Raw genomic sequence first — 8,281 nt, forward strand, 5'->3', positions numbered from 1 at the left:
CCGGCACTCCTCGGTCAGGGTGCGGCGGTGTTCCTCGGCCCGGCGCTGCAGGAGTTCGTACGCCTCGTTCGCGGTCAGGCCCTCCTGTGCCATGAGCACGCCCTTGGCCCGTTCGAGGACGGCCGCCAGCGCGGCTCCCGCCTCCAGGTCCTCGACCTCGGCGCGCAGCCGGGCCACCACCTTGGCCAGGGCCAGCGTCTCCGGCGCGGTGCCCTCTCCCCGCGGCGTGACCTCGTCCTCCATACGTCGAGGATGCCACTCGCCGGGCGTCCGGGCGGACGCCGCCACGGACGGCGGCTTCTCAACCGGCCGGAAACCGACTGCCGCGGGCCTGGAGATCGCGGCGGTAGCGGAGTTCGGTGAGGACGGTTCCGTCGTCGTAGGGGTCGTCCCGGGTCCGGCCGTCGGGCCGGTAGCCGGCGCGTTCGTAGAAGCGCAGGGCCCGTTCGTTCCCGTCGAGGACCCACAGGGCCGACGTGGTGCACCACTGCTCGCGCATCCGGGTGTGGGCCTCGTCCAGCAGGGCGCGGCCAATGCCGGTGCCGATCAGGTCGGGGTCGGCGTACAGGGCGTACACCTCGCCGGTCCCGGCGGGCTCCTCGCCCCCGGGGCGGCCGTGGCAGAGCCAGCCCACCGGGCCGCGGTCGCCGACCGCCACGAGGTCCCGCGTGGTCCGGCCGGGCCGGGAGAACCACGCGCGCCGCCGGGCGGCGTCGTCCTCGACCGTCATCGCGTCGAGGTGGGTCCGGGGGACGAGGCCGGCGTAGGCCGCCTGCCACCCCCGGACCCGGATCGCCGAGACGGCGTCGATGTCGACCGTCTCCATGTCCCGTACACGTATCATCGCGCTACCCTAGCCGCCGCTGATCGGTTCCGGTCAGCCGGCGGCCGGGGCCTGCGCGGGGTGGGCCGCCGGACGCCGCCGGGTGGTCCCGAGCCGTTCCCGGCCGAAAACGATCTCCGCCATCCGCCGCTCCGGGCCGCGGCGGCGCAGGAACAGGTGGCCGACGAAGGCGGCCGGGCCGAAGAACACCTGGGCGGGCATCACGGCCGGGACGTGACCGGTGACCGCGCCGGCGACCTGCACGGCGGCCACGGGTGCCACGACGCCGAAGACCAGCACCAGCGCGAGCCCGGTCCACAGCCCGGCCTTGCCGTACGCCTTGTGGGCGGTGGTGGTGAAGAGGGCGTACGCCAGCAGGTCGCCCATGCCGACCACCGCGCCGAGGTCGTCGCCGATGCGCAGCCCGGCCGCGGGGGCGAACGGGTAGCCCTGGACGGCCTCGGACAGTTCCTCGGTCAGGGGGACGACCCAGGCGAAGAACGCGTCGTAGAGGGTGAGCGCGAGCAGGAACCAGGCGACGTTCCTCAGCCGCATGCCGCCCTGCACGTTGAGGTTGGTGGCGGAGACGACGACCAGGCCGACGACACAGCTGTTGGCGATCCAGTACGGCGCGGCGAGCTCGCCGAAGGCCTGGTGGGCGACGAACACGCCGGCGATCAACAGGGCGATCAGCGCCCAGCGCAGCCGTCCGCCGCGGATGACGGGCTGGTAGCCGACGGACAGCCCGCCCGCGAAGACGAGGGCGAGCACGACCGGGAGGACCGCGCCGGGCAGCGCGAGGTACACGTACGGCAGTGCCAGGACGAAGCCCATCATCACGAGGATGTCGCGGCCGTCGAAGACGCCGACCGGCGGCCTCGCCGCGCGTACGGTACGGAAGTAGTGGACCGCTCCGGCGCACACCGCGAGCGCCAGGGCGCCGGTGACCGCGAGCTGGAAGATGACCGTCATGCGGGGCTCCGGGTGAAAGTGTGCTCCAACAGGTCGCAACGGAGGGGGAAGCGGCGCGCGGCCTCCTCGTCGTCGAGCGGCAGGACCGTGACGTCCGCCTCGATGTCCTGGGCGCGCAGCCGCTCGGTCACTTCGGCGGCGGTGACCTCCTTGGCGGCGACCTCCACGTGGAGCCGGCCGTCGGCCCCGACGGCGGCCCGGTGGCGCAGCGGGAACGGCAGCCCGGGGGTGCCGTCCAGCGCCTCCACGATCTCGCGCGGGGTCACGACGGCGTCGCTGGTGCGGTGCAGCTGTCCCGCCTTGCCGAGGATGTAGGAGACCGCGGGCACCACCGCCAGTTCGCAGTCCGGTTCCTCCTCCAGGGTGCGGACCACGTCACCGGTGTTGTACCGCAGGACGGGCATGCACTCCCGGTAGGGGTAGTACGGCGTGACCGTCAGCTCGCCGAGCCGGCCGGGTGCGGCGGGCTCGCCCGTCTCCAGGTCGAGCACCTCGGCGTACCCCATGTTGGGATCGATGTGCAGGTGGCGCCGGCTACAGGTACGGCCGCCGACGGGCAGCAGCTCGGTCATGCCGAAGGCGTCGCCGACGACCTCGGCCCCGAACGTCTCGCGCAGGGCGTCCATCAGGTTCCGCGAGAGCATCTCCCCGCCGCCGTAGATCGCCCGCAGCCCGAAGTCGTCGGGGCCGTAGCCGCTTCGGCGTGCGGCGGTCACCAGCTGGCCCAGGTAGCTGGGGGCTCCGGTGAGTATGGTGGGCCGGGCGCCGCCCCGGCCGAGCAGGTGCTCAAGGGACTCGTCCGGCGGGATCTGCCCCACGACGTGGCACGAGGCGTTGGCGAGCCGGCACACCGCGACGTCCTCCTGTACGGCGGCCGTCGCCCGGGAGCTGAGGTTGATCTGCATCCGGTCGCCGGGGCCGAGTTCGCCGCGCAGGACGAGGGACAGCGCGATCAGCGCGGGCCAGAGTTCCATCTCGTAGCGGGAGAGCCAGATCTGGACGGGGCGGCCGGTGGTGCCGGTCGTCTGCGTCGCCAGGTACGGGGCGCTGCACAGGAAGTCGGCGGGGCGTTCGATCAGGTCGGCCTTGCGCGTGACCGGGATGCGGGTGAGCGTCTCGGTGGTCAGCCCCGCGAGGTCCACTCCGGCGAGCCGCTCGCGGTAGAAGGGCGAGCGCTTGGCGAGGTTGCGCACGGTCCGCTGGAGCGCGCGGTTCTGCAGCTCCCGGCGCTCGTCCGGGTCGGCGAACGGCCCGTCGGCCATTTCGTCGACGTCGTCGCCCAGCGAGCCGAACTCCTCGAGCGTGGCGAGGGCGTCGGCGACCAGCCGCTCCACGGTCCGTGCGCTCAGCCGCCGGCCGAACACCATGGACAGCGCCACCCGCATCTGCCGGACACCGGTCTCCAGCACTCATGCCTCCCTTGGGCGTAGCGAGGGGGTGGGGGCGGAAGCCGCCCCCACCCCCTCTTTTCGGCTCTACGTCAGCTGACGGAGCAGTACGAGAAGAAGACCGACGTCATGGCACCCATGACGTACTTGAACTGCTTGGCGCTCGTCTTGATGGCGCTCATATGTGCCTCCCCTGTGTGCTGTGAGTGGAGGAACACCTGGCCTCCGCCGGAGGTTCGGTGGTCCGTCCCTTGACGGACAACACACTGGCGCGATCGCGGCGAGCGGGCAATGATCGGGTCCATTCAACGGACCGGCGACTGAGGGGATTCCATACCGGCACCCCAATTGACCTGGTCCGAACGGGGAATTGTGGGGGCCGTCCGATCGACGGCCCCCTGCATGAGAGGGGGACCCTCATGGCCAGATCCGGCGCTGAGGGCCGCGGCGTGCTGGAAGGCGCGTTCGCTCTGATGGAAGTGCTCGCGCACGACGAGGAGGTCGGGCTGACCCGGCTGGCGAGCGACGCCGCGCTGCCGAAGGCCACCGCCCACCGGCTGCTGGGGCAGTTGGTGGCGCTGGGCGCGGTGCAGAGTCACGAAGGGCGTTACCGGCTGGGTCCGCGGACGTTCCGGCTGGGGCAGGCCTGGCATCCGGCGCGGGCGCTGCGGGCCGCTTCGGCCCAGCCGCTGCGGGAGCTCGCGGCGGTGGCCGGCGGGGTGAGCCTGAGCCTGTCGGTGCCCGAGGCGGGGCACATCATCGTCGTCGGGGGCATGCGGGGCGAGGTGGACGAGGTCTTCCCGCTGCGTTCGGGGGTGGTCCTGCCGCCCGGCAGCGCGGCGGAGTTGGTCCTGGCGGCGTCCGCGCCGGTGCCGCGGCGGCCGGCGGGGTGGACGGCGGCCGCGTGGGCGCGCGAGGTGGCCGCGATCCGGGAGCGGGGGCTCGCGTTCGACCACGAGAGCTGTGTGGAATCGCTGTCGTGCGTGGCGGCTCCGGTGCGCGCCGCTTCCGGTCAGGTGGTGGCCGCGGTGGCGGTGACCGCGCTGGACGGGAAGGTGATCCCGCCACTGGGCGATGCCGTGGGCCGCGCGGCATCGATGATCGGCGCCAGGCTGGCCCGGCTTCCGGAACCGGGGGCGCGCGTGCGCCGGAGCGGACCGGCCGTGGACCGGGGGGCGGCGGAACTGGCGCTTCCGGCGGAGCGGGTGCGGTGAGCCGGCGACCGGCGTGAGCATTCCGCTTCCCCCGCCCGGGCCGTGCTTCCGGGCGGGGGAAGCGGCGTGCCGGGCACGGGCGGGGACTGCGGCGGGAGCGGTCCCGCCCGCGATGGAATCAATGCGTCCGCAACCCTTGACGGGCCTTCAGAGCCCTCACATACTGGCGGCCAAATCGATTTGGCCGATGACTTCGACTGCTCCCCGGAGCCGAAGCGCGGCCGAAGCCGGAGCGAGCCGAACGGAGCTCGAACGTGTCCAGTCCCCGCACACTCCCCCACCCCGTGGACCAGTCCCGCCCCCTGAGCCGGACCTTCCTGTTCGGCGTCCAGCACGTCCTCGTCATGGCGGCGACCCCCGTCTCGGCGATCTTCCTGATGAGCGCGACCCTGCACCTGGGCCCCCGGCTCACGGTGAACCTGCTCTCGGCGGCCTTCGTGCTGTCCGGGATCGGCTCCCTGATCCAGTCGCTGGGGCCGTGGAAGTTCGGTCCCCGGCTGCCCTTCGTCATGCTGCCCGGCGGGGCCCCGCTGATCCTCTTCCTGGCCATCGCCGACGAGCACGGCGTGCGCACCGCCACCGGAGCGGTGATCATCAGCGCGGTCTTCACCTTTCTGGTCCTGCCGGTCTTCTCCCGGCTGCTGAAGTACTTCCCCGCCCTGGTCATCGGCACGATGATCGTCATCGTCGGGGTGAACCTGGTGAAGGTGGGCGCGCTGCTCGTCACCGGGCGGCCCGGCCGGCCGGGCTTCGCCGACCCGGTGAACCTGGGCCTCGGCCTGGCCACGATCGGCTTCACCGTGGCCCTGTACTGGCTGTTCACCGGTGTCCTGCGGCAACTCGCCGTAATGCTGGGGCTGATCGCCGGCAGCGCGCTGGCGTTCGCGCTCGGACGGATCGACTTCGGCGGGGTCACCGACGGCGGGATCCTGAGCGCCCCGCAGCCGATGCCGTTCGGCACGCCCGAGTTCCACCTGGTCGCCGCGCTGCCGCTGATGCTGTACGCCCTGGCGTCCATGGCCGAGGCCACCGGGCAGACCGTGATCAACGCGGAGACCGTCGGCAAGGAGATCGACCCGCGCACCGCCGTCCCGCGGACCGTGCGCGGGGACGCCCTGGTGTCCGTCCTGGCCGGCTTCCTCGGGCTGCCGCTGATGGTCACCAGCGGCGAGAACATCGGCATCGTCCGGGTCACCGGGGTGCGCAGCCGCTTCGTCACCGCGGCCGCCGGCCTGGTCCTCATCGCCGTCGGCTTCCTCGCGCCCGTCATCCGCGCCATCAGCGTCATCCCGTCCGCCGTGGTCGGCGGCACGGCCATGGTGGTCTTCGCCGTGATCACCGTGCTCGGCGTGCAGATGCTCGGGAAGGCCGAACTGGACCGGCACTCGCACGCGTTCGTCTGCGCCGTCGCCATCGCCCTGGGCCTGCTGCCGATCCTCGTCCCCGGGGTCTACGCGGGCCTGCCCTCCGGCGCCCGGATCCTCCTCGAAAGCGGCGTGGCCGTGGGCGCGTTCACCGCCGCGGTGCTCAACGTCCTGTTCCACCACGTGCGGCCGCGGCTCTCCCGCGGCGCCGCCGGCCCCGCCCTGTCCCCCGCCGACGCCGGCGCCCCCGCCCCCCTGCCCCATGCGTGACCCGTACGCGAAGGACGAGATGAGCACCCTGCCGACGAGCACCCTGCCGATGAGACACCGCACCACCGCCGGCCCCCTGCCCGACCTCCGCCACCCGGCCGGCGGACCCCGCCTCCTGTCCCCGGACCTCGTGCTGACCCCCGAAGGGCTGCGCGAGGGGTACGCGGCCGTCGTCGACGGCGCCGCCTTCCGGGCCGTGGGACCGGCCGCCGTGCTGGAGCGCGAGCACCCCCTGCTGAACCCGGTCCGGCTGCCCGGGCACCTGCTGATGCCGGGGTTCGTCGACGCGCACCACCACCTGACGCAGAGCTTCGGCTCGGCCCTGGCCTTCGGTGAGCCCTCCGAGATCTTCCGCCGCGTCTGGGTCCCCCTGGAGGGCGCCCTGGACGAGGAATCCGCCTACGCGGCGGCCAAGTTGTCGGCACTCGAAGCACTGCGGGGCGGGTTCACCACCGTCGCCGAGGCCGGCACCCGGGCCCCGGTGGACGCCGGTGCCGTGGCCGCGGCCGCGCACGACACGGGGCTCCGCTGCGTCCTCGGGCTCGTCTGCAACGACGTCCCCGACCCCGCGGGGGCCGGCGGGAGCGACGACGCCGCCGCCGTCCTGGCCGCCGCCGAGCGGCACCTCGCCCGGTACCAGGGCGCCGAGCTGGTCCACCCCTCGCTGGCGCTCTCCGTCCCGGAGGCGGCCACGGCGCGGACCCTGCGGGACACCGCCCGGCTCGCCGCCGAAGCGGGCACCGTGGTCCAGATCCACGTCAACGAGCACCTGGCCGCCGTGGAGCGCTCCCTGGTCCGGCACGGGCTGCGCCCCCTGGAGTACCTGCGGGAAGTCGGCGCACTGGGACCGCAGTTGCTGGCCGCCCACGCCACCCTGGTCACCCCCGCCGAGCTCACCCTGCTCGCCGACACGGGCGCCGCGGTGAGCTACAACCCGGTCGCCAGCGCCTGGAAGGGCAACGCGGTGGCCCCGGCCGCCACCATGGCCGAACGCGGGATCCGCTTCGGGCTGGGCACGGACGGCACCCGCGGCGACGCCTTCCGCCTCGCGGACGCCGCCGAGTTCGCCCAGCGCCTCGCCTACGGCCTGGCCAGCGGGGACTCCTCCTGCGGGGCGGGCTGGTCCTGGCTGGAGCGCGGGGGCCCGGGCGGCGCGGACGCCGTCGGCCTCGGCGCGCTCACCGGCCGGATCGCCGCCGGGGCCGCCGCCGACTTCCTGCTGGTCGACGTCGGCGGCCCGGAGATGCGGACCTCCCGGGACCTGCCCTGGGAGCTGGTCCGGCGCGGGAACCGCGACCAGATCACCGCCGTGTTCACCGCCGGCCGGCTGCGGATGTGGCGGGGCCGGGCCGTCGGCTGGGACGACCTCGGGTTCCTCGACCGGGCGGCCGAGCTGGCCGACGAGGTGGTCGCGCGGGCCGGGGTGACCCGGGCACACCCGACCTCCACGGCCGCGCGGGCCGCGAGCGCGGTCCGGTGAGCGCCGCGACGGTGCTGGTCCTCGCCCTGGTCGTGGCCGTCGCCGCGTTCGTCCAGGGGACCAGCGGCCTGGGGTTCGCGCTGGTCGTGGCCCCGGTGGCCGGGCTGCTCGACCCCTCGCTGCTCCCGGTGTTCGTCCTCGCGTCGATGATCCCGCTGAACCTCTACGTGGTCTGGCGCGAACGGCACGCGCTGGACCTGCGGGGCGCGGGCTGGATCTCGGCGGCGCGGCTGGCCGCGACCCCCGGCGGACTGCTGCTGCTGTGGGCCGTGCCCGGGCAGCGGCTGGGGCTCGTCGTCGGCGTGGCGACCGTCCTGGCGGCGGGCGTCAGCCTGGCGGCGCCGGCGTTCGTACCGGGCCGGGCCGCCTACCTGGGCGCGGGTGTGGTCACCGGGCTCACCGAGACGGCGACCGGGGTGGGAGGTCCGCCGCTGGCCCTGGTCTACCAGCACCGGCCGCCCGCGGAGCTGCGCTCCACGGTGGCCCTGTGCTTCCTGGTCGGCGAGGTCGTCTCCCTCGTGCTGCTCCTGGCGACCGGCCAGGGCACGCCCGGGCAACTGGGCTGGGCCGCCGCCCTGTTGCCCGCGCTGGCCCTCGGTGCCTGGCTGAGCCGGCTGGCGCACCAGCGGATCGACGCGGCGCGGATGCGCCCGCTGGTCCTGGGCTTCGCGCTCGTCTCCGGCGCGGTGCTCATCCTGGCTCCGTGACCCGCAGCGAGGAGGCGCGGGCGATCAGCCGGGGCTCGGGCGCCGCCGCCGGGACCCCGGCGG

8 protein-coding genes are annotated in these 8,281 nt (G+C 74.3%); 4 read left to right on the plus strand and 4 right to left on the minus strand.

Features of this window, described 5'->3' with window-relative positions; translation table 11 throughout:
- The 4 genes from ACFVXK_RS35000 to ACFVXK_RS35015 form a co-directional block, all read right to left on the minus strand.
- A partial coding sequence (locus ACFVXK_RS35000; protein WP_389620209.1) for an ANTAR domain-containing protein occupies positions 1 to 243 on the minus strand: 243 nt, incomplete at its 3' end.
- Between the two features lie 58 nt (positions 244 to 301).
- Positions 302 to 844 carry a GNAT family N-acetyltransferase gene (locus ACFVXK_RS35005; protein ID WP_389620211.1) on the minus strand — a complete coding sequence of 181 codons (543 nt, stop codon included), beginning with the start codon at positions 842 to 844 and terminating at the stop codon, positions 302 to 304.
- A 33-nt stretch (positions 845 to 877) separates the two neighbouring features.
- Entirely contained in the window at positions 878 to 1,795 is a 918-nt protein-coding gene (locus ACFVXK_RS35010) for a hypothetical protein (RefSeq protein ID WP_389620214.1), read from the minus strand.
- Positions 1,792 to 3,204, minus strand: a complete 1,413-nt coding sequence (locus ACFVXK_RS35015; protein ID WP_389620217.1) for a phenylacetate--CoA ligase family protein — start codon at positions 3,202 to 3,204, stop codon at positions 1,792 to 1,794. The genes ACFVXK_RS35010 and ACFVXK_RS35015 overlap by 4 nt, the downstream gene beginning before the upstream one ends.
- A gap of 398 nt (positions 3,205 to 3,602) precedes the next feature.
- Between ACFVXK_RS35015 and ACFVXK_RS35020 the strand changes: the two genes are divergently transcribed.
- From ACFVXK_RS35020 to ACFVXK_RS35035, 4 genes are all read left to right on the plus strand, one after another.
- Positions 3,603 to 4,397 carry a helix-turn-helix domain-containing protein gene (locus ACFVXK_RS35020; protein ID WP_389620220.1) on the plus strand — a complete coding sequence of 265 codons (795 nt, stop codon included), beginning with the start codon at positions 3,603 to 3,605 and terminating at the stop codon, positions 4,395 to 4,397.
- A 284-nt stretch (positions 4,398 to 4,681) separates the two neighbouring features.
- Complete coding sequence (locus ACFVXK_RS35025) at positions 4,682 to 6,031, plus strand: uracil-xanthine permease family protein (protein WP_389620223.1); 1,350 nt, start codon at positions 4,682 to 4,684, stop codon at positions 6,029 to 6,031.
- A gap of 49 nt (positions 6,032 to 6,080) precedes the next feature.
- Positions 6,081 to 7,511 (plus strand): amidohydrolase family protein, encoded by a 1,431-nt coding sequence (locus ACFVXK_RS35030; protein ID WP_389620229.1) that lies wholly within the window; start codon positions 6,081 to 6,083, stop codon positions 7,509 to 7,511.
- Complete coding sequence (locus ACFVXK_RS35035) at positions 7,508 to 8,218, plus strand: sulfite exporter TauE/SafE family protein (RefSeq protein ID WP_389620226.1); 711 nt, start codon at positions 7,508 to 7,510, stop codon at positions 8,216 to 8,218. Before ACFVXK_RS35030 ends, ACFVXK_RS35035 begins: the two co-directional genes overlap by 4 nt.
- Positions 8,219 to 8,281: the final 63 nt, after the last annotated feature.

The organism is Streptomyces sp. NPDC058157 (genome assembly GCF_042884105.1).
Lineage (GTDB): Bacteria > Actinomycetota > Actinomycetes > Streptomycetales > Streptomycetaceae > Streptomyces.

Coding starts and splice junctions, on each gene's coding strand:
- ACFVXK_RS35005 (WP_389620211.1), bottom strand. CDS start 844: ATGATACGTGTACGGGACATGGAGACGGTCGACATCGACGCCGTCTCG.
- ACFVXK_RS35010 (WP_389620214.1), bottom strand. CDS start 1,795: ATGACGGTCATCTTCCAGCTCGCGGTCACCGGCGCCCTGGCGCTCGCG.
- ACFVXK_RS35020 (WP_389620220.1), top strand. CDS start 3,603: ATGGCCAGATCCGGCGCTGAGGGCCGCGGCGTGCTGGAAGGCGCGTTC.
- ACFVXK_RS35030 (WP_389620229.1), top strand. CDS start 6,081: ATGAGACACCGCACCACCGCCGGCCCCCTGCCCGACCTCCGCCACCCG.